We start from the raw sequence: 17,931 nt of genomic DNA, 5'->3' as shown, positions 1-17,931 counted from the left end.
AAGGATGAGGGAGATAATTGTGGCTTACGGCGGGGGAGAGCGTGGCGAGCAGGACAAGTCGGGACGTGCTCGGCAGGGGGCTGGGGGTTCTGCGGCAGGCGATCCGGGAGCAGCCGCGGATCTTCGCGGTTGCCGTGATCGGCAGTGTGCTGTTCGGCTCGATGGTCATCGTCAGCGCGTACGTGGTGGGCGCGGTGGTCGGTGACGTGGTGGTGCCGGCCATCGCGCGGGGCGAGGTGGGCGTCGGCACCCTGGCGCTGGCCGCGGTCGCCCTGTTCGGGATCAGCGTGCTGCGGGTGGTGGGCATCTTCGGTCGCCGGCTCGGCGCCGGTTACATGCAGTACCGGCTCCAGGCCGCCTACCGCCGCCGGGTCACCCGCCGCTACCTGGACCTGCCGCTGTCGTGGCACCACCGCAACGCCACCGGCACGCTGCTGTCCAACGCCAACTCCGACGTGGAGGCGGCCTGGTATCCCATCGCGCCGCTGCCCTTCGCGGTGGGCACGCTGGTGATGCTGGTCGGCGCGATCGTCTCGCTGTTCGCCACCGACTGGGCCCTCGCCCTGGTCGGCCTCGCGGTCTTTCCCGCGCTGTTCGCGCTCAACGTCGTCTACTCGCGTCGGATGGCGCCCCGGCAGGCCCGGGCGCAGCGGTTGCGCGCCGAGGTCAGTGGCATCGCGCACGAGAGCTTCGACGGCGCGTTGGTGGTCAAGACGATGGGCCGCGAGGCGCAGGAGACGGCCCGGTTCGCCGGTCGCGCCGGCGAGCTGCGCGACGCGTTGATCTCGGTCGGCCGGCTGCGGGGTGTCTTCGACCCGCTGCTGGAGACGCTGCCCAGCCTCGGCACCCTCGCAGTGCTGGTGGTCGGGGCGTTCCGCCTGCGCCAGGGCGCGATAAGCGTCACCGAGCTGGTCAGCGTCGCGTTCCTCTTCACCGTGCTGGCCTTCCCGGTGCGGGCCATCGGCTGGGTGCTGGCCGAGCTGCCGCGCAGCGTCGCCGGCTGGGACCGGGTGCGCCGGGTCCTCGACGCCACCGGCGAGATGCCGTACGGGCAGAAGGTGCTCGACCCGGCCACCCCGGGGCCGGCCACGCTCACGTTCACCGACGTGCACTTCTCCTACCCGCCGGCCGAGGCGCACGAGCCCGGCGCGCAGGTGCTCGGCGAGGTCGGCTTCACCGTTCCGGCCGGCCGCACTGTCGCGCTGGTCGGGCCGACCGGTGCCGGGAAGTCCACCATCGCGTCGCTTGCCGTACGCCTGGTCGACCCGGACTCCGGCGTCGTCGAGCTGGACGGCGTGGACGTGCGCGACCTGACCGCCGCGTCGCTGGCCGGCACCGTCGCGCTGGTCGCGCAGGTGCCGTTCGTCTTCGACGACACCGTGCGGGCCAACGTCGCCCTGGACCGGGCGGGCATCGACGACGAGGCCGTCTGGGCGGCGCTGCGCCTGGCCGAGGCGGACGGGTTCGTCGCCGCGTTGCCGGAGGGACTGGACACGATGGTCGGCGAGCGGGGCACCTCGCTCTCCGGCGGCCAGCGGCAGCGGCTCACGCTGGCCCGCGCGCTGGCCGGGCGGCCACGCCTGCTGGTGCTCGACGACGCGACGAGCGCCGTCGACCCCCGCGTGGAGGCGGCCATCCTCGCCGGTCTGCGGGCGTCGGCGGGTGAGCCGGGAGTGCCGGCCGCGTCGATCCTGGTGGTGGCGTACCGCCGGGCGACCATCGCCCTCGCCGACGAGGTCGTCTACACCGAGCAGGGCCGGGTGATCGCCCGGGGCACACACACCGAGCTGCTGGCCACCGTTCCCGGGTACGTGGACCTGGTCACTGCGTACGAGCAGGCGGAGGTCGACCGCGCGCAGGAGCGCGCGTACGACGACGAGGTGGCGCAGCTGCCGTCGGGCCTGGAGATCGAGGTGGACCGGTGAGCGCGAGGAGTGCAGCGCAGCGGAGCCCCGCAGTCGCGAACGAAAGGCCAGCCCGGTGAGCGCGAGGAGTGCAGCGCAGCGGAGCCCCGCAGTCGCGAACGAAAGGCCAGCCCGGTGAGTACGACGGTGACTAACGACGAGCGGGACGCGCGGACGGAGACGACCTGGCAGACCCTGCGGCGGGGGCTGGCGCTCTCCCCGGAGCTGCGCACCGGCCTGGCCGCCACCCTGGGCCTGGCCCTGGTCTACATGGTGGGCCGGGTGGCCGTTCCGGTCGCGGTGCAGCAGGGCATCGACCGCGGCATCGTCGGTGGTCTGAACCTCGACGTGGTCTGGTCGGTGGTGGCGGTCACCGCGGCGATCCTCGTGGTGACCACGGCCTGCGGCTACCTGATGATGCGCCGGCTGTTCACGGTCAGCGAGACGGCGTTGGCGAACGTGCGGACGCGGGCGTTCCGGCACGTGCACGACCTGTCGATGCTGCACCAGCAGTCGGAGCGGCGTGGGTCGCTGGTCTCGCGGGTGACGAGCGACGTCGACCAGATCACCCAGTTCCTCCAGTGGGGTGGGGTGATCCTGCTGGTCAACCTGGGTCAGCTGGTGGTGACGACGGCCGTCATGCTGGCGTACTCCTGGCAGCTGACCCTTGTGGTGCTGGTGGCGTTCCTGCCGGCGGTGCTCGTCATCCGCCAGTTGCAGCGTCGCCTCGGCGCGGCGTACGCGACGGTGCGTCAGCGCACCGGCACGCTGCTGGGCGCAATCGGTGAGAGCGTCGTGGGGGCGCCGGTGATCCGGGCGTACGGCATCGCGGGGCGCACCGCGCGCCGCTTGGACGAGGCCATCGACAATCAGCGCCTGGCGCAGCAGCGGGCGATCCGGATCAGCATCGTGGGCAGTTCGGTAGGTGAGCTCGCGGCCGGTCTGGCCCTGGCGGGCGTGGTGGTGCTCGGGGTGACGTTGGGGGTGGACGGCACGTTGTCGATCGGCCAGCTGACCGCCTTCCTGTTCCTGGTGACGCTGTTCATCCAGCCGGTGCAGATCGCCACCGAGGTGCTCAACGAGGCGCAGAACGCGATCGCGGGCTGGCGGCGGGTGCTGGACGTGCTCGACGTGGCCCCGGACGTGGCGGACCCGGGGGAGCAGGGACGGGACCTGCCGGCCGGCCCGCTGGACATCCGGTTCGCCGGGGTGCGGTTCGCCTATCCGGGTGGCCCGCCGGTGCTGCACGACATCGACCTGGAGATCCCGGCGAAGAGCCGGGTGGCGGTGGTCGGTGAGACGGGCAGCGGCAAGACGACCTTCGCGAAGCTGCTCACCCGCCTGATGGACCCGTCGGCGGGAGCGGTGCTGCTGTCCGGGGTGCCGCTGGCGCAGGTGCGGTTCGACTCGCTGCGTTCCCGGGTGGTGATGGTGCCGCAGGACGGGTTCCTGTTCGACGCGACGGTGGGGGACAATGTCCGGTTCGCCCGGCCGGAGCTGACCGACGAGCAGCTCGGCGCCGCGTTCACGGAGTTGGGCCTGGCGGACTGGTTGGACGGTCTGCCCGCCGGCCTGGACACCCCCGTCGGGGAACGTGGCGAGGCGTTGAGCGTCGGGGAGCGACAGCTCGTCGCGCTGGCCCGGGCGTACGTGGCCGATCCGGATCTGCTGGTGCTGGACGAGGCGACAAGCGCGGTGGACCCGGCGACCGAGGTGCGGCTGCAACGCACCCTGGACGCCGTCACGCGGGGTCGTACGACGCTCGCCATCGCGCACCGGCTCTCCACCGCCCAGGCTGCCGACGAGGTGATCGTGGTGGACCGGGGTCGCATCGTGCAGCGGGGCCCGCACGACGAGCTGGTGCACGACTCCGACTCGGTCTACGGCCTGCTGTACGCCTCCTGGTTGGAGCAGACCCGGTAACGAAGCGCCGGGCTGCTGGACGCCGTGGAACGGGTGCTCTACGCTCCGGGTTAGGTAAGCCTAACCTCTTAAGGAGGTCGCGCCATGCGGCCCAGCCCCGCCGAGATCGTTCGTACCCTCGTCGCCGGTCGGCTGCCCGGTCTCGTCCACCTGGCCCGCCGGCCGGGCCCGCACCACGCCCGGCACGTGACCGATCCCGACGGCCGGGTGCTGCTGCTGGTGCCGGTGGCCAGCCACCTGGGCGCCGCGTTGCAGCCGGTGGCCGGAGGCGTCGACGTCGCAGTGGTCCTGGACGTCCTCGACCTGCCACCCGCCGCCGGCGCCCCCGGGCTCGGGCGGGCCTGGGTCTCCGGCTGGGCCGCCGAACTGCACGACGAGGAGGCACGCCGCGCCGCGCTCGACTTCGCCGCGGTCGAGCCGACCGGCGACCTGCTCGACGTGGGCGTCCGGTTCCGGCTGTTCCGCTTCGAGGTGGCCGAGGTGCGGTGGGAGCGGGCCGGCGTCGTGCACCGGATCGACCCGGGGGAGTACGCCGAGGCCGAGCCGGACCCGGTGCACCCGTTCGAGGCGCTGCTGCTGGCCGATCTCGCCGAGCGCGACGCCGAGCAGGTGACCGACTACCTGCGCCGGCAACTCGGGTTGACCGGGCAGACCCCGGACGGGCCGCCGCGCGTGGTACGCGTCGACAGGTACGGCTTGGTGGTGGCCCTCGGGCGCCCCGGCGCACGGCGGCGCGTCCGGCTGGCGTTCCCGTGCCCGTTGGCCGATCCCGACGAGCTGAGCCGCCTCCTGCCGCCGCTGCGTCGCCCGGCCGACGCCCGCCCACCGGGCTGACCCGGTCCAGCCCGCCCGGAGCTTCCGGCCGGGCGGTCCTAGGTCGGCAGCTCTCCGGTGACGTACCGCTGGATGGTGGGGCCGATGGCGGCGACCAGGGTTTCCGGGTCGGCGGACGCCACCGGCTCCATGCGTACCACGTGCCGGATCATCGCCAACCCGATCAGCTGGGTGGCGACCAGCGAGCCGCGCAGCGGCAGTTCGGCCGGGTCGACGTCGAGCTGGTCGAGCACCCGGCGCAGCACCTGCGTGGTGATGAACTCCCGCAGCAGCCGCGCGGTCCACTCGTTGCTCACCGCTGAGCGCAGCAGCGCCACCCCGGCGCTGCCGGCCGGGGAGTCCCAGATGCTCAGGAACGTCCGCACCAGGCGCTCGCCGACGCCCTCCCGGTCGCCCGCGAGCACCCTCGGCACCATCTGGCCGGGGTCCACGGGGAAGTTCATCGCGGCCAGGAAGAGCTGGTCCTTGCTGCCGAAGTAGTGGTGCACCAGCGCCGGGTCCACCCCGGCGGTGGCGGCGATGCCGCGAATCGAGGCGGCGTCGAAGCCGCGCTCGGCGAACGCCGCGCGCGCCGCGTCGAGGATCGCCTCCCGGGTGTCCGGGTTGCCGGGTCGCCGGCCGGTCCGCCGCGTCATCGCCGCCCTTCGTTCGTCAGCTGACGCCGTCGGTTGCCCCGACGGCTGGCGGCAACCCGCGGGGCGCGGGTCGCCGCCGGCCGGTCAGCCGGTGCGCCGCCGCAGGGTCGCCGCCGCGAGCACCAGCGCCAGCACCACCGCGCCGAACACCACGCCCACGTCCCGCCACATCGTGCCGGTCGGCTCGGCGTTGGCGCCGACCTCCTGCAAGGCCTCGATGGCGTACGACAGGGGGAAGGCGTCACTGAGCGCCTGGAGCCAGCCGGCCATCTGGTCGCGGGCCACGAACAGCCCACAGAGCAGCAGCTGGGGGATCACCACGACCGGCAGAAACTGTACTGCCTGGAACTCGGTGCGGGCGAAGGCGCTGCACAGCAGGCCGAGGGCGACGCCGAGCACCGCGTCGAGCACCGCGATCCCGATCACCAGAGAGCTGCTGCCGACGGTCCGCAGGTCGAAGATCCAGTACGCGACACCGGCGGCGACCGCGGCCTGCACGGCGGCGGCCAGCCCGAACGCGATGCCGTACCCGAAGAGCAGGTCGAGCTTGCCCAGCGGGGTGGTGAGCAGCCGTTCCAGGGTGCCGGAGGTGCGTTCGCGCAGCATCGCGATGCTGGTGACCAGGAACATGATCACGAAGGGGAAGATGCCCAGCATCACCAGCGCGATCCGGTCGAACGTCGAGGGCTGCCCCGGCGGGGTCGGCTGGTCGACGTACATGAAGTAGACCAGGGTGAGCAGGACGGTCGGCACCAGCACGAGCAGCGCGATCGTGCGCCGGTCGTGCCGGAGCTGACGCAGGATGCGGCCGGTGGTGGCCGCCAGGATCCGCGGGTTCACGATGCCTCCCGTCCGGCCGGGGCGTCCCCCGCGCCGGCCCTGATCAGTCGCAGGAACGCCTCGTCGAGGTCGTCCACACCGGCGGCGGCGCGGATCGCGGCCGGGCTGTCGTCGGCGATCAGCCGACCCTGGCGGATCAGCAGCAGCCGGTCGCAGCGGGCCGCCTCGTCCATCACGTGGCTGGACACCAGCAGGGTGGTGGCGGCGGCGGCCATCGCGTGGAACCGCGCCCACAGGTCGGCCCGCAGCACCGGGTCCTGACCGACTGTGGGTTCGTCGAGGATGACCAGCTCCGGGTCGCCGACCAGGGCGCAGGCCAGCGAGGCGCGGCTGCGCTGACCACCGGAGAGGGTGGCGACCAGCTGACCGGCCGCCTCAGCCAGCCCGACGGCGCTGACCGCCTCGTCGGCCTCGGCACGACCACGGCCGTAGAGGGCCGCGAAGTAGCGGGCGTTCTCCCGGACGGTCAGGTCGGCGTAGACGCTCGGCGCCTGCGTGAGGTAGCCCACCCGGTTGCGCAGTGCCGGGGTGCCCGCCGGCTGGCCCAGCACGGTGACCGTGCCCGCGCTGACCAGCTGCACGCCGACCACCGCGCGCATGAACGTGGTCTTGCCGCTGCCGCTGGGGCCCAGCAGCCCGGTGACGGCGCCGCGCGGAACGGCGCAGCTGATGCCGTCCAGCACCCGCCGCCCGCCCCGGTCGACCACCAGGTCGCGGACGGTTATCGCGTCGTCCATCACGCACCTCCGAAAAACTCATCGTCTGTTGAACTCAACGCTAGATGAGATAACTCCGTCCGCGCAACGGCCCGCGTTCGAGACGACGCCCGCCGTCGCGCCCAGCATCACAACGGGCAGTAGGCTTCGGACCGGACAGCAGGTCCGGCAACGGGCATTGCGTACTGATCGGGCGTACGGCACGATGGCGCCGTGGGTCACGCTCCGTTACCGCACAGCGGATTTCTCGAGGACTGGGCCGCGCGGTTGCGGGACGCCGCTGAGCGGCCGGTCGTCGGCATCCTGCTGCGCGGCAGTCACGCCCGACGGGCCGCCACCGCGCACAGCGACGTCGACCTCGACGTGCTGGTCGGCGGCTCCCCGTACGCCGCCCGCCGCGCGTACCTCGCCGAGACCGCCGGCCGGGTCACCCACGTCTCGGTGGCCGCCCGCGACGTCCGCTCCTGGGTGCACCGCCTCGGCGAGCCGGCCGACTGGGCGTTCGGGCTGCCGGTCACCGCGCCGGCCCGGCTGCTCTGGGCCGACCCGCACTGGCGGCCCCGGATCGACCTGCCGGTGCTCTGCCAGCCCGCCGAGCCGCCCCGGCTGGAGGAGCTGATCGCCATGCTCGGCAAGGCCGCCGCCGCCCGGGCGGCCGCCGACCGCCCCGGGGTCCGGCTCGCCGTGGCGGACCTCGCCCGGCTCTGCCCGTCGGTGCTGCGCCCGGCGAACCCGTCGGTACGGGTGTCCTCCCGGCGGGCGGCGTTCGCGGCGGCCCTGGAGCTGCCGGTCGCCCCCGCCAGCTACCGGGACGACATGCTGCTCTGCCTCGGGCTGCGTCCGGGCGGCACCGGGCAGCTCTGGGCCGCCGCCGTCCGGCTGGTCGCCGGGATCCTGCCGTTGATCCGCCCGTACGCCGGGGAGATCGCCGACGCGGCCGGCGCCGACCTGGCCGACGCCCTCGTCGACGGCCGGTTGGACCGCTACGTGGCCCAGCTCGCCCGGCCCGTGGGTCACCCGCCGAACCCTCGGCGGGAGTCGTCGCCGGTGCCCGCGCCGCGTGCAGGACAATGGGCAACTGTGCCCGTACCTGACGCGCCGGTGACCGGCGTCCCCAGCGATCCGAGCGGCCCGTCGGCGTCGGCGCCGGTCCGTCCGTCCCAGCTCGATCCGGCCATCGCGGCCCGGCTGCGCCGCACCGCCGACGGTCTGGTCGCCGCCGTGGTGCGCGCCCACGACTCCGGCGAGGTGCTGATGGTCGCCTGGATGGACGACGAGGCGCTGCACCGCACCCTCACCACCGGCCGGGCCACCTACTGGTCGCGCAGCCGTCGCGAGTACTGGGTCAAGGGCGCCACCTCCGGCCACCACCAGTACGTGCGCTCGGTAGCGCTGGACTGCGACGGCGACGCGCTGCTGGTGAGCGTCGACCAGGTCGGCGCGGCCTGCCACACCGGGCACCGGACCTGCTTCTTCACCGAGCTGCCGGTGACGGGGGCGGGCACATGACCGACGGCGCGGTGAGCCCCGACCTGGCCACCTTCACCGACGTGGCCGCCCGCTGGCGCGTCGTGCCGGTCACCCGACGCCTGCTGGCCGACGCCGAGACCCCGGTGGGTGTCTACCGCAAGCTCGCCGGCGGGCCCGGCACGTTCCTGCTCGAGTCGGCCGAACAGGGCGTCGGCTCAGCGGGCATGGCCTGGTCGCGGTACTCGTTCATCGGCGTGCGCAGCAGCGCCACCCTCGTCGAGCGGGACGGGGTGGCGACCTGGCTCGGCCAGCCGCCCGCCGGGCTGCCCACCGACGGCGATCCGGTGCGGGTGCTGCGGGACACCGTCGCGGCACTCGCCGGCCCGCTCGGGGACCCGTCCGACGGTCTGCCCCCGCTGACCGGTGGCATGGTCGGCTACCTCGGCTACGACCTCGTCCGCCGCTTCGAGCGGCTGCCCGAGCTGACCGAGAACGATCTGGGCGTGCCGGAGCTGGGCATGATGCTCGCCACCGACCTGGTGGTGCTCGACCACTACGACGGCTCGGCGATCCTGGTCGCCAACGCGGTGCTGCCGCCGCTGGACACCCCGGGCCGCGACGCGCAGGTCACCGCCGCGTACCACCACGCGGTGGGCCGCCTCGACGCGATGACCACGGCGCTGTCCCGGCCCATCCCACCGATGATCTCCACGGTCGAGCGTCCACCTGCCGACGAGGTCCTCTGCCGTACGCCCGAGGGTGGCTACGTCAAGGCGGTGGAGGCCGCCAAGGAGGCGATCCGGGCCGGCGAGTGCTTCCAGATCGTGCTGTCGCAGCGCTTCGAGCGGGCGACGCACGCCGATCCGCTGGACGTCTACCGGGTGCTGCGCACCAGCAACCCCAGCCCGTACATGTACCTGCTGCGCTTCGACGGGTTCGACATCGTCGGCTCGTCGCCGGAGGCGCACCTGAAGGTCACCGCCGGTGCGGACGGGCGGCGCCGGGCGCTGCTGCATCCGATCGCCGGCACCCGGCCGCGTGGCGCCACCGCGACGGCGGACGCCGGGCTCGCCGCCGAGCTGCTCGCCGACCCCAAGGAGCGCTCCGAGCACGTGATGCTCGTCGACCTGGGCCGCAACGACCTGGGCCGGGTCTGTGAGCCGGGCAGCGTCCAGGTGCCCGAGTTCGCGACCATCGAGCGGTACAGCCACGTGATGCACATCGTCTCCACAGTGACCGGCACTCTGCGTGACGACCGTTCCGCGTTCGACGCGCTCGCCGCGACCTTCCCGGCCGGGACGCTCTCCGGCGCTCCGAAGGTGCGGGCCATGGAGATCATCGAGGAGTTGGAGCCGGTGCGCCGTGGTCTCTACGGCGGCACGGTCGGCTACTTCGGGTTCGGCGGCGACCTGGACATGGCGATCGCCATCCGGACCGCGCTGATCCGTTCCGGCCGTGCCTACGTGCAGGCCGGCGCGGGGGTGGTCGCCGATTCGGATCCGGCCGCCGAGGAGCAGGAGACCCGCGACAAGGCGGCCGCCGTGCTGGCCGCGATCGCCGCGGCGGAGACGCTGAGGGCAGCCCGGTGAGCGCGAGGAGTGCAGCGCAGCGGAGCCCCGCAGTCGCGAACGAAAGGCGAGCCCGGTGAGCGTCGATGGCCGGCGGGAGACCGGCGGCGGGGGCGTGGGGGGTCGGCGTCAGCTGACGTACGCCGTGCTGCTCTGCCTGGCGGGCGCGGCCCTGGCGCTGTGGGCGGCGACCCGGGGCTGGTCGGTCGAGCTGACCGCGCGGCCGGCGCCGCTGCCGCCGGTGCGCGAGGCCCGCACTGGTGCTGCCCTGCTGCCGTGGTTGCCGGCGCTGGCGCTGGTCACGCTGGCCGGCGGTGGCGCGGTGCTGGCCACCCGGGGCTGGGTGCGGCGCCTGCTGGGGGTGCTGCTGGGCGTTCTGGGCCTGGCGGTGGCCGCCGGTGGCGCTTACGGCCTGGTGGCCGATCTCGACGGCGTGGTGAGCCGGCAGTGGCCGGCGCTGTGCCTGCTCGGCGGTCTGCTCGCCGCCGTGGGCGGCGGGTGGACGGGGCTGCGGGGCGGCGTCTGGCCGGCGATGGGCGCCCGGTACGAGCGGCCGACGCGGACCGTCACGGAGAGTGCGCCCACGACGGTCGCCGAACCGGGCCGGATGGCCGGGCGGCGGACCACCGAGGCGTGGGACGCCTTGGACCGGGGTGAGGACCCGACGGCCGGCTGATCAGCCGACCGGCTGGCGCTCGCGCTGCGGGCGGGCCGAGGCGGCGCGGGCGGCGGTCAGTTCGGCCACCAGGCGGTCCAGTTCGGCGCGTCGGTCGGCGCGGGCCCGGTCGGCGCAGACCGCCTCCCAGGCGTTGCCGCGCGCGGTGCGCATCCGGCCCTCGCCGACGACGGCCCGCTCCAGGGTGTGCACCACGCCGACGGCGAGGGACGCCACGGTCCGGGAGATGGTGGTCAGTCCGATGCTCGGGTTCGACTCGACAATGCTCATGGTCACCCCGCACGAGGAGTTGGCGACGGTCGGGCAGGCGCGTCATCGAGTCTGCCCGAGGACGATGCTGGCCGGCTGACGTTTCGCCGGGGTGACCGCCCGGTCAACTGTCCCGCCATGCTCGCGACCTGGGACCGGCCGTTCGGCCTTGAGCTTGCTCACAGCATCGATCGGTGTCGTTGTCGTCGCGCGGCGGACCGGAAGCGGTGGCATGATCGATGGGTCGGCCCGGTTCGACCGGGGCCGCCGGGCTCCCGTCGCGTGACGGCGGTCGATACCGGAGGTGGCGCTGCGTGACATCCCGTTCACGGCAAGTCGGCCATTATGCCGCAGCCCTTTTCGTGAGCAGCGCCATACCCCCGGCTCCCGGCGTCGGTCGGCTGCCCCTAGCATCGGCCCATGACACCCGGAGAGGGGAGTCCGTTGGTGACTGCTGAGCATGCGCACGCGGAGGGGGACGACGCCGGTCAGGCAGCGTCCGTAAGCGTGCTCGACGAGATCCTGGCTGGCGTGCGCGAGGACGTCGCCCGACGCCAGGAACAGGTTCCGTTGGAACGGATCCGTGAGCTGGCCGCTGCGGCGCCGCCACCGCTGGACGCGTACGCGGCGTTGCGTAAGCCCGGCGTGGCCGTCATCGCCGAGGTCAAGCGCTCCTCGCCGTCGAAGGGCCGGCTGGCCGAGATCGCCGATCCGGCCGATCTCGCCGTCGACTACGCGGCGGGCGGGGCGCGGGCGATCAGCGTGCTGACCGAGGGGCGCTGGTTCGGCGGGTCGCTCGATGACCTGGCGGCCGTGCGGGCCGCGGTCACCGTGCCCGTGCTGCGCAAGGACTTCGTGGTCTCCAGCTACCAGGTGCACGAGGCGCGCGCGCACGGCGCCGACCTGGTCCTGCTGATCGTGGCCGCCCTTGAGCAGAACGTGCTGATGGGCCTGCTGGAGCGGATCGAGTCGCTGGGCATGACCGCGCTCGTCGAGGTCCACGACGAGGAGGAGGCCGACCGGGCCCTGGAGGCCGGTGCCCAGGTGATCGGGGTCAACGCCCGTGACCTGCGTACCCTTCAGGTGGATCGGTCGGTGTTCGAGCGGATCGCGCCGGGCCTGCCGAGCAGCGTTGTCAAGATCGCCGAGTCCGGCGTCCGCGGCCCGCACGACCTGATCCGGTACGCCTCCGCGGGCGCGGACGCGGTCCTCGTCGGCGAGGGCCTGGTCACCCAGAAGAGCCCACGCGAGGCGGTGGCCGAACTGGTCAACGCCGGCAACCACCCGGCGACGCCCCGGCCGGTGCGCTGACCCGCGCCGGTGTGACGCCCCACCGAGAGGATTTCCGATGAGCGCCGATGCGCTGGCCCCGGTGGCCGGCTCGCAGCCCGACTCCGCCGGCCACTTCGGCCGCTTCGGCGGCCGGTTCGTGCCCGAGGCCCTGGTGGCCGCGCTGGACGAGCTCGACGGGGCGTGGCGGACGGCGATCGCGGACGAGTCCTTCCGGGCCGAGTTCGGGGCGCTGCTGCGCGATTACGCGGGCACGCCGTCGCTGCTCTACGAGGCCCGGCGGTTCTCCGCGAAGGTCGGCGCGCGGGTGCTGCTCAAGCGTGAGGACCTCAACCACACCGGCGCCCACAAGGTCCGCAACGTGCTCGGCCAGGCGCTGCTCACCAAGCGGATGGGCAAGACCCGGGTGATCGCCGAGACCGGGGCGGGCCAGCACGGCGTCGCCACCGCGACCGCCGCCGCCCTGTTCGACCTGGAGTGCGTCGTCTACATGGGCGAGGTCGACACCGAGCGGCAGGCGCTCAACGTGGCCCGGATGCGCATGCTCGGCGCCACTGTCGTTCCGGTGACCACCGGCTCGCGCACCCTCAAGGACGCGATGAACGAGGCCATGCGCGACTGGGTGGCGAACGTCGACGAGACCCACTACCTGATCGGCACGGCCGCCGGGCCGCACCCGTTCCCGGCGATGGTCCGGGACTTCGTGCGGGGCATCGGCGACGAGGCCCGTCAGCAGTGCCTCGACCTGACCGGCGCGCTGCCGGACGCCGTCACCGCCTGCGTCGGCGGCGGCTCCAACGCGCTGGGCATCTTCCACGCCTTCGTTCCCGACGAGGACGTGCGGCTCTACGGCTTCGAGGCCGGCGGCGAAGGGGTGGCCACCACTCGGCACGCCGCGAGCATCACCGGCGGGTCGGCGGGTGTGCTGCACGGCGCCCGCACGTACGTGCTGCAGGACGCCGACGGGCAGACGCTGGAGTCGCACTCGATCTCCGCGGGCCTGGACTACCCGGGTATCGGGCCCGAGCACGCCTGGCTGCACGACACCGGCCGGGCCAGCTACCTGCCCGTCACCGACGCCGAGGCGATGGCCGCGTTCGAGCTGCTCTGCCGCACCGAGGGGATCATCCCGGCGATCGAGAGCGCGCACGCCCTCGCCGGCACCGTCACGCTGGCTCCGAAGCTGGCCGCCGAGCTGGGCCGGGAGCCCACCATCGTGGTCAACCTCTCCGGCCGGGGCGACAAGGACGTGCACACCGCCGGGGACTACTTCGGCATCCTCGACAAGGAGCACTGAGATGAGCCGCATCGGGGTGGCCTTCGACAAGGCCCGGGCCGACGGGCGGGCCGTGCTGGTCGGCTGCATGCCGGCCGGGTTCCCGACCGTCGAGGGCAGCATCGCGGCCATGACGGCAATGGTCGAGGCCGGCGTCGACGTCATCGAGGTCGAGATTCCGTACTCGGACCCGGTGATGGACGGCCCGGTCATCCAGAAGGCCAGCGACATCGCGCTGGCCGGCGGCGTCCGTACGGCCGACGCGCTGCGCATCATCGAGGCGGTCGCGGCGACAGGTGCGCCGGTCGTCACGATGACCTACTGGAACCCCATCGAGCGGTACGGCGTGGACGTGTTCGCCCGCGACCTCGCCGCCGCCGGCGGCACCGGCCTGATCACACCTGACCTCATCCCCGACGAGGCTGCCGAGTGGCTGGCCGCCTCGGACGCGCACGGCCTGGACCGCACCTTCCTGGTGTCGCCGTCGTCCACCGACGCCCGGGTGGCGATGACCGTGGACAACTGCCGGGGCTTCGTCTACGCCACCGCCGTGATGGGGGTGACGGGCGCTCGGGCGCAGACGTCCGACGCCGCCCCGACGTTGGTCTCGCGGGTCCGCGCGGTCACCGACCTGCCGGTCGGTGTCGGCCTGGGCGTCGGCACCGGCGCGCAGGCCAGCACCGTCGCCGGGTACGCCGACGGGGTGATCGTCGGCAGCGCCCTCGTTCGTTGTGTGCTGGACGCCTCCTCCGAGGCCGAGGGGCTGGCCGCGCTGCGCACCCTCAGCGCCGAACTCGCCGAGGGCGTCCGCAACCCCGCCCGCTGAACCGCCGGGTCCCTGAACCGTCGGGTCCTGAACCGCCGGGTCCTGGACCGTCGGGTTGCCATCGCCACGGCCTCGCCTGCGTCGGTCGCTCGGGCCATGGACGTGGACGTCGTCCGGCCGGTGCAACGGACGACATGAGCGCCGGGCCTACCTGTCGCCGAAGAGCCGTATACCTGTGAGTCATTTTTATGACTCACAGGTATACGGCCTTCTCGCGGATGTGCTCCCAGGCGCTGGCAGCAACGCCTCGCGACCCCCGCTGGTCCGGACCGGGCTGAGTGCGGCGGGAGAGCCGAGTCAGGACAGAAGGGACGGGTCGGCTGTCGGCTCGCCGCGTTGCTCCGGCGGCTGACCTGCCCCAGACCGCTCATCGCGGGAGACGCGGCGCAGGACGCCGGAGCGGCTGGCGAGCCCGTCGGTGACGGCAGCCCGGGTCAGTGGGGTGACGGCCTCGGGCAGCGCGTCGGGGGCGTGCCAGGACAGCCGGCAGCCCGGCGGCGGGTCGGCGCTGGGCCGGCCCTCGGTGACACGCGCGCGGAACACGTGCACCAGGATGTCCGGCAGCGGCCCGGCCCGACCGGCCCGTGCGTGCGTCGTCGGGCCGTCGAGGTGGTAGACGCCCACCAGGTCGACCAGGTCGATCTCCCAGCCCGTCTCGGCGCGGATGTCGCGCAGCGCCGCCTGCACCGGGCTCTCCGCCGGGCGCAGCCGGCCGCCGGGCAACGCGTACCGACGCTGGCCCCGGCCCTGGCGGCAGAGCAGCACCCGGCCGGCGTCGTCGGTGACGACAGCGGCGACCGCCCAGGTGAGCACGCCCATGGACAAAGAGCGTACGGCGGCGCAAACCAGAAGTCATCGGGATCCGCGCGCGGCGGCCCGGGGTGCCGCTGCGGGGGTGCGCAGCGGTAGCGTGTGCACCCGTGACCAACGCCTCGCTGTCCCCCCAGGCGGCCCTGCCCAGTCCCAGCACCGCGGTGTGGCAGCTCGGGCCGGTTCCGATCCGGGCGTACGCGCTGTGCATCATCGCCGGCATCGTGCTGGCCTGCTGGGTGACCGAACGTCGCCTGCGTCAGCGCGGCGTCGCGCCCGGCGCGGTGCTCGACATCGCCGTCTGGGCGGTGCCGGCGGGCATCATCGGCGCGCGGATCTACCACGTGATCACCTCTCCGGAGAAGTACTTCGGCGCCGGTGGCGAACCGTTGAAGGCGTTCGCCATCTGGGAGGGTGGTCTCGGCATCTGGGGCGCCGTCGCCGGTGGGGCGGTCGGCGCGTGGATCGCCGCCCGCCAGCTGGGCATCCCGTTCACCGTGGTGGCCGACGCGCTCGCGCCCGGGCTGCCGCTGGCCCAGGCCGTCGGGCGGGTCGGCAACTGGTTCAACAACGAGCTGTTCGGTGGTCGTACGACGCTGCCGTGGGGCCTGGAGATCCACCGGATGGATCCGGACAACCCGGGGCACTCGCTGCGGGACGACGCCGGGCAGCCGATCCTCGAACCCGGCCTCTACCACCCGACGTTCCTCTACGAGGCGCTGTGGAACCTCGGCGTGGTCGCGCTGGTCCTCATCCTGGACCGGCGGTTGCGGCTCGGGCGGGGCCGGGCGTTCGCCCTGTACGTGATGGGCTACACCGCCGGCCGGTTCTGGATCGAGCTGATGCGCACCGACGAAGCGAACCAGATCTTCGGCGTACGACTCAACGTCTGGACGGCCGCCCTGGTCTTCCTCGGCGCGTTGATCTACTTCGTGCGGGTCCGCGGCCCCCGGGAGTACCTGATCCCGATCGGCCCGGCGGGCACCCCCACGCCGCCCACCACCTCCGACGTGTCCCAGGTCGACCTCTCCGAGGGCCAGACCAGCGCGCGTGCCGCCGCCCCGGAGGGTTACCGGGTGGTCAGCGAGGAGCAGTACGACACCTGGCGGGACACCGGCGTGGCGCCGCCGGAGGCGGACGACGAGGCACGCCCCGAGGGCACCGAGCCGCTCGACGCCGAGGCGACCGACGACGAGGCGGCCCGCGCCCGCGCCGACGAGCCGGTGGATGACACGCCCGAGGCGCGCGACGAGGACCGGGCCGACGCCTCCGGCGTTCGCCCCGCCGACCGGGACAGCTGAGCGGGGGCGGCACCGATGCGAAGCGCGGTGGTGGTCGGCGCCGGGGTCGGAGGCCTCGCGGTCGCCGGGGCGCTGGCCCGGTCCGGTTGGCAGGTCACCCTGCTGGACCGCGCCGAGCGGGTCCGCCCCGAGCCGACCGCCGTGGTGCTCTGGCCCAACGGCGTCCGCGCGTTGCAGGCCCTCGGTCTCGGCGCCGGCCTGGCCGCCATCGCGACCCCGCTGCCCGACGGTGGGGTCCGCCGCCCGGACGGGCACTGGCTGGTGCAACCCCGGCCGACCCCGGCCGACCGGATGCCGGTGGTGGTGCACCGGGAGGATCTGCACGACGCGTTGATCGCCGGCCTCGGTGACCGGGTCGAGCTGCGTACCGGGGTGACCGTTCGCCACGTTCGTGTCGAGCCGGGCGAACGCCCGGGTGTGAGCGACGGACGGCACACCATCGAGGCTGACCTGGTGGTCGCCGCGGACGGCACGGACAGCGTCATCCGTCGCCAACTGGCCCCCGAGTCCGGCGTGGTCAGCTCCGGCTGTGCGGCCTGGCGGGCTGTCATCCCCTGGTACCGGGCGCCTCGGCTGCCCGCCGACCAGCCGATCGCCGGCGAGGTTCTCGGCGCGGGCTACCGGTTCGTGGCCGCCTCGTTGGGCGAGCGTGGCTCATCGGGTGGTTCCAGCCGGGGTGGCATCTACTGGGTGGCCACCGCCGCCGGCGCTCCTCGCCCCGAGCCGCCGGAGACCCAGCTCGCCCTCCTGCGCCGCTGGTACGCCGGCTGGCCGGCGCCGATCGCCGCGCTGCTCGACGCCACCGACCCGAGCGACCTGGTGCAGCAGGAGGTCCGCGAGCTGCGCCCGCTGCCCCGCGCCTACGGCTTCGGAGTCGGGCCGGGCGGGGTGGTGCTGCTCGGTGACGCGGCGCACGCCATGCCGCCGCACCTCGGCCAGGGCGCCTGCCTCGCCTTCGAGGACGCCGCGACGCTCGCCTCGCTGCTGCGCGAGGCCCGCCTGCCCGACGCCGTGCAGACGTACGACCGGGTGCGCCGTCCCCGGGCGGCGACGGTGGTCCGTCAGACCCGGCGCATGTCGGCGGTGCTCCAGACCCGGGGCCGGTTGGCGCTGCGCGCCCGCGACGCGGCGCTCGGCACCATCAACTCGCGGCTGCTCTCCAGCGCCGCCGCCTCGGCGGCGCAGTGGCGTCCGCCGGCCTGACCGTCCGCGTCGCTGCGGGAGTCCGCGCGGTTCAGGGGATCAGGGCGGCGGGTTCGGCGATGCAGGCGGTGCCGATGCGGCGGAAGCCGACCCGCAGGTAGACCCGTGCGATCTCCTCGCTGCCCGCGGAGAGGAAGACGAGGCCGGTGCCGGCGGCGAGCAGTTCGCGGGCGAGGGTGGCGGTCAGGGCGGCGCCCAGGCCGCGACGGCGGGCGGCCGGCAGGGTGGCCACCCCGGCGATCTCCGCGACGTCGTCCACCCGCATCGCCATGCCGCTGGCCAGCGCGCCCTCGGTCGGCGTGCCGGCCAGCGCGGAGATCCGCCGGCCGTCGGCGATCCGGACCCGCTCCTCGTCCAGCGCGGCGAGCTCCAACTCGGTGACCGCCGCGTCGCGCTCGGCCGGGCCGGCC

General features: G+C 74.0%; 17 protein-coding genes and 1 pseudogene. 12 read left to right on the top strand and 6 right to left on the bottom strand.

Going from position 1 to position 17,931, the window contains the following annotated elements:
* Positions 1-41: 41 nt before the first annotated feature.
* The 3 genes from B0E54_RS23175 to B0E54_RS23165 all read left to right on the top strand — a co-directional run bounded on the left by B0E54_RS23175 (position 42) and on the right by B0E54_RS23165 (position 4,661).
* Positions 42-1,925: an ABC transporter ATP-binding protein gene (locus B0E54_RS23175; protein WP_234588012.1), complete on the top strand. Its 1,884-nt coding sequence runs from the start codon at positions 42-44 to the stop codon at positions 1,923-1,925.
* Between the two features lie 114 nt (positions 1,926-2,039).
* Complete coding sequence (locus tag B0E54_RS23170) at positions 2,040-3,827, top strand: ABC transporter ATP-binding protein (protein WP_374109307.1); 1,788 nt, start codon at positions 2,040-2,042, stop codon at positions 3,825-3,827.
* Between the two features lie 84 nt (positions 3,828-3,911).
* Positions 3,912-4,661, top strand: a complete 750-nt coding sequence (locus tag B0E54_RS23165) for a DUF2470 domain-containing protein (RefSeq protein WP_234588010.1) — start codon at positions 3,912-3,914, stop codon at positions 4,659-4,661.
* A gap of 38 nt (positions 4,662-4,699) precedes the next feature.
* Here the strand turns inward: B0E54_RS23165 and B0E54_RS23160 are convergent, their stop codons facing one another.
* The 3 genes from B0E54_RS23160 to B0E54_RS23150 form a co-directional block, all read right to left on the bottom strand.
* Positions 4,700-5,296, bottom strand: a complete 597-nt coding sequence (locus tag B0E54_RS23160; protein WP_234588007.1) for a TetR family transcriptional regulator — start codon at positions 5,294-5,296, stop codon at positions 4,700-4,702.
* 84 nt (positions 5,297-5,380) lie between these two features.
* Complete coding sequence (locus B0E54_RS23155; protein WP_234588005.1) at positions 5,381-6,136, bottom strand: ABC transporter permease; 756 nt, start codon at positions 6,134-6,136, stop codon at positions 5,381-5,383.
* Positions 6,133-6,873 carry an ABC transporter ATP-binding protein gene (locus B0E54_RS23150; RefSeq protein WP_234588004.1) on the bottom strand — a complete coding sequence of 247 codons (741 nt, stop codon included), beginning with the start codon at positions 6,871-6,873 and terminating at the stop codon, positions 6,133-6,135. Before B0E54_RS23150 ends, B0E54_RS23155 begins: the two co-directional genes overlap by 4 nt.
* A 192-nt stretch (positions 6,874-7,065) precedes the next feature.
* Between B0E54_RS23150 and B0E54_RS32520 the strand changes: the two are divergent.
* The 4 genes and pseudogenes from B0E54_RS32520 to B0E54_RS23130 all read left to right on the top strand — a co-directional run.
* A pseudogene (locus B0E54_RS32520) lies at positions 7,066-7,752 on the top strand (phosphoribosyl-AMP cyclohydrolase); the annotation flags it as partial.
* A 180-nt stretch (positions 7,753-7,932) separates the two neighbouring features.
* Positions 7,933-8,361 (top strand): phosphoribosyl-AMP cyclohydrolase, encoded by a 429-nt coding sequence (gene hisI / locus B0E54_RS23140; RefSeq protein WP_234588054.1) that lies wholly within the window; start codon positions 7,933-7,935, stop codon positions 8,359-8,361.
* Positions 8,358-9,911 (top strand): anthranilate synthase component I, encoded by a 1,554-nt coding sequence (locus B0E54_RS23135; protein WP_234588003.1) that lies wholly within the window; start codon positions 8,358-8,360, stop codon positions 9,909-9,911. The genes hisI and B0E54_RS23135 overlap by 4 nt, the downstream gene beginning before the upstream one ends.
* A 55-nt stretch (positions 9,912-9,966) precedes the next feature.
* Positions 9,967-10,566, top strand: coding sequence for a Trp biosynthesis-associated membrane protein (locus B0E54_RS23130; protein ID WP_234588002.1), 600 nt, complete (start codon positions 9,967-9,969; stop codon positions 10,564-10,566).
* Here the strand turns inward: B0E54_RS23130 and B0E54_RS23125 are convergent, their stop codons facing one another.
* Positions 10,567-10,836, bottom strand: coding sequence for a hypothetical protein (locus tag B0E54_RS23125; protein ID WP_234588001.1), 270 nt, complete (start codon positions 10,834-10,836; stop codon positions 10,567-10,569).
* Positions 10,837-11,322: 486 nt separating this feature from the next.
* Here B0E54_RS23125 and trpC point away from each other — a divergent pair, with 486 nt between their 5' ends.
* Genes trpC through trpA form a run of 3 tightly spaced genes read left to right on the top strand, consistent with a single transcriptional unit; the run spans position 11,323 to position 14,207 of the window.
* A complete protein-coding gene (gene trpC, locus B0E54_RS23120; protein WP_039906616.1) occupies positions 11,323-12,126 on the top strand; it encodes an indole-3-glycerol phosphate synthase TrpC in 804 nt (267 codons plus the stop codon).
* Positions 12,127-12,163: 37 nt separating this feature from the next.
* Positions 12,164-13,402, top strand: a complete 1,239-nt coding sequence (gene trpB, locus B0E54_RS23115; protein WP_234588000.1) for a tryptophan synthase subunit beta — start codon at positions 12,164-12,166, stop codon at positions 13,400-13,402.
* Position 13,403: 1 nt separating this feature from the next.
* A complete protein-coding gene (gene trpA / locus B0E54_RS23110; protein WP_234587999.1) occupies positions 13,404-14,207 on the top strand; it encodes a tryptophan synthase subunit alpha in 804 nt (267 codons plus the stop codon).
* Positions 14,208-14,504: 297 nt separating this feature from the next.
* Here trpA and B0E54_RS23105 read toward each other — a convergent pair whose 3' ends face one another.
* Positions 14,505-15,026 carry an NUDIX hydrolase gene (locus B0E54_RS23105; protein ID WP_234587998.1) on the bottom strand — a complete coding sequence of 174 codons (522 nt, stop codon included), beginning with the start codon at positions 15,024-15,026 and terminating at the stop codon, positions 14,505-14,507.
* Positions 15,027-15,127: 101 nt separating this feature from the next.
* Between B0E54_RS23105 and lgt the strand changes: the two genes are divergently transcribed.
* Both lgt and B0E54_RS23095 read left to right on the top strand, forming a co-directional pair.
* Positions 15,128-16,318: a prolipoprotein diacylglyceryl transferase gene (gene lgt / locus B0E54_RS23100; RefSeq protein ID WP_234587997.1), complete on the top strand. Its 1,191-nt coding sequence runs from the start codon at positions 15,128-15,130 to the stop codon at positions 16,316-16,318.
* Positions 16,319-16,333: 15 nt separating this feature from the next.
* Positions 16,334-17,521, top strand: coding sequence for an FAD-dependent monooxygenase (locus tag B0E54_RS23095; protein WP_234587996.1), 1,188 nt, complete (start codon positions 16,334-16,336; stop codon positions 17,519-17,521).
* 31 nt (positions 17,522-17,552) lie between these two features.
* Here the strand turns inward: B0E54_RS23095 and B0E54_RS23090 are convergent.
* Positions 17,553-17,931 (bottom strand): GNAT family N-acetyltransferase (locus tag B0E54_RS23090; RefSeq protein WP_234587995.1); only part of this gene is annotated, 379 nt, incomplete at its 5' end.

The sequence above is a fragment of the Micromonospora sp. MH99 genome (assembly GCF_021442385.1).
Classification (GTDB): Bacteria; Actinomycetota; Actinomycetes; order Mycobacteriales; family Micromonosporaceae; genus Micromonospora.
The sequence above is the reverse complement of the archived record's forward strand: the minus strand, read 5'-3'. Positions and strand labels throughout refer to the sequence as shown.

What these genes read in the sequence shown, in the direction of transcription:
- B0E54_RS23165 (WP_234588010.1), top strand. Translation starts at nt 3,912, where the DNA reads ATGCGGCCCAGCCCCGCCGAGATCGTTCGTACCCTCGTCGCCGGTCGG.
- B0E54_RS23160 (WP_234588007.1), bottom strand. Translation starts at nt 5,296, where the DNA reads ATGACGCGGCGGACCGGCCGGCGACCCGGCAACCCGGACACCCGGGAG.
- B0E54_RS23150 (WP_234588004.1), bottom strand. Translation starts at nt 6,873, where the DNA reads ATGGACGACGCGATAACCGTCCGCGACCTGGTGGTCGACCGGGGCGGG.
- B0E54_RS23135 (WP_234588003.1), top strand. Translation starts at nt 8,358, where the DNA reads ATGACCGACGGCGCGGTGAGCCCCGACCTGGCCACCTTCACCGACGTG.
- B0E54_RS23125 (WP_234588001.1), bottom strand. Translation starts at nt 10,836, where the DNA reads ATGAGCATTGTCGAGTCGAACCCGAGCATCGGACTGACCACCATCTCC.
- trpB (WP_234588000.1), top strand. Translation starts at nt 12,164, where the DNA reads ATGAGCGCCGATGCGCTGGCCCCGGTGGCCGGCTCGCAGCCCGACTCC.
- trpA (WP_234587999.1), top strand. Translation starts at nt 13,404, where the DNA reads ATGAGCCGCATCGGGGTGGCCTTCGACAAGGCCCGGGCCGACGGGCGG.
- B0E54_RS23105 (WP_234587998.1), bottom strand. Translation starts at nt 15,026, where the DNA reads ATGGGCGTGCTCACCTGGGCGGTCGCCGCTGTCGTCACCGACGACGCC.
- B0E54_RS23095 (WP_234587996.1), top strand. Translation starts at nt 16,334, where the DNA reads ATGCGAAGCGCGGTGGTGGTCGGCGCCGGGGTCGGAGGCCTCGCGGTC.